Origin of the sequence: Aeromonas sp. Prich7-2 (assembly GCF_017939255.1) — a bacterium.
GTDB classification, from domain to species: Bacteria; Pseudomonadota; Gammaproteobacteria; order Enterobacterales; family Aeromonadaceae; genus Aeromonas; species Aeromonas caviae.
The window spans coordinates 1-1,238 of record NZ_JAGKRI010000329.1 but is presented as its reverse complement, the minus strand read 5'-3'; the positions used below and the strand labels follow the sequence as shown (position 1 = coordinate 1,238).

Annotated in this window: 1 protein-coding gene and 1 pseudogene; both read left to right on the top strand. The window is 60.0% G+C overall.

Translation table 11 applies throughout. The features are described 5' to 3' along the window. Positions 1 to 1,063 (top strand): IS21-like element ISAs29 family transposase (gene istA, locus J9892_RS22615; RefSeq protein ID WP_210539090.1); only part of this gene is annotated, 1,063 nt, incomplete at its 5' end. Positions 1,064 to 1,077: 14 nt separating this feature from the next. Further along, positions 1,078 to 1,238 (top strand): annotated as a pseudogene (locus J9892_RS22610) (IstB-like ATP-binding domain-containing protein); the annotation flags it as partial.

The following is a 1,238-nucleotide window of genomic DNA, read 5'->3' as shown; positions in this document are numbered from 1 at the left end:
CACGGGTGAGGTCCGTCAGGCACAAGTCTTTGTCGCCGTGCTCGGTGCGTCCAACTACACCTTTGCCGAGGCCACCTGGTCCCAGTCACTGCCGGACTGGCTGCAAAGCCATGTCCGTGCCTTTGAGTTTTTCGGCGGGACACCGGCACTGCTGATCCCCGACAACCTCAAGAGCGGTGTCAGCAAGGCTTGCCGATACGATCCCGAGCTCAACCCCAGCTACCAGCAGTTGGCCGAGCATTATCAGGTGGCGGTGATGCCAGCTCGTCCTTACAAGCCCAAGGACAAAGCCAAGGCCGAGGTGGGTGTGCAGATCGTCGAGCGCTGGATCCTGGCCCGTCTACGCCATCAGACCTTCTTCTCGCTTGCCGAGCTCAACCAGTGCATCCGGGCTTTGTTAAATGAGCTCAACGAGCGCCCGTTCAAGCAACTGCCCGGTAACCGACGTGACGCATTTGAGCAGTTGGACCGCCCGGCACTGGGGTCACTACCGGTGCATCCCTATCGCTATGTCGCCATCAAAACGGTCAAGGTCAACATCGACTATCACGTCAGCTATGAGCAGCACCATTACTCGGTGCCGCACCAGTATGTGGGTCAGCAACTGGAGCTCCATGCGGGCGATACCCTGCTTCAGGTTTATCACCAGCAACAGCTGGTCGCGAGCCATCCGCGTAAAACCATCCCGGGAATGAGCACACTCCCTGAGCACATGCCGGAACGTCACAGCAAGCAGCAACGCTGGACCCCAGGGCGTCTTAAGCAGTGGGCTGCCGACATCGGACCGGGCACCTTGTGCTGGGTTAGCGAACGGCTGGCAGAGAAAGCCCATGCCGAGCAGGCATACCGACTCTGCCTGGGACTGCTGAGTCTTAGCCGGGAGTATCCGCCATCACGAGTCGAAGCCTGTTGCCAGCTGGCCAACCGGGAAGGACTGGTGCGGCTCAAGCAGCTCAAGCCGGTGCTGACCAGTGGCCGCGACCAACTGCCCGCAAGTCCGCTCAGTTATCCAGAACTGCCGCAAGAGCACGAGAACATCCGCGGCCCCCAGAGCTTCCACTAGAGAGGATACGTCCCATGACCCAACAAACCCTGACCCGCTTGAGACACCTGAAACTGACTGGCATGGCGGATGCCGTGCAACAACAACTGGAACAGGCAAGTACCTACGAAGGGCTGCCCTTCATCGAGCGGCTAAGCCTGCTGGTCGAACACGAACAACTGAGCCGGGAGCAGCG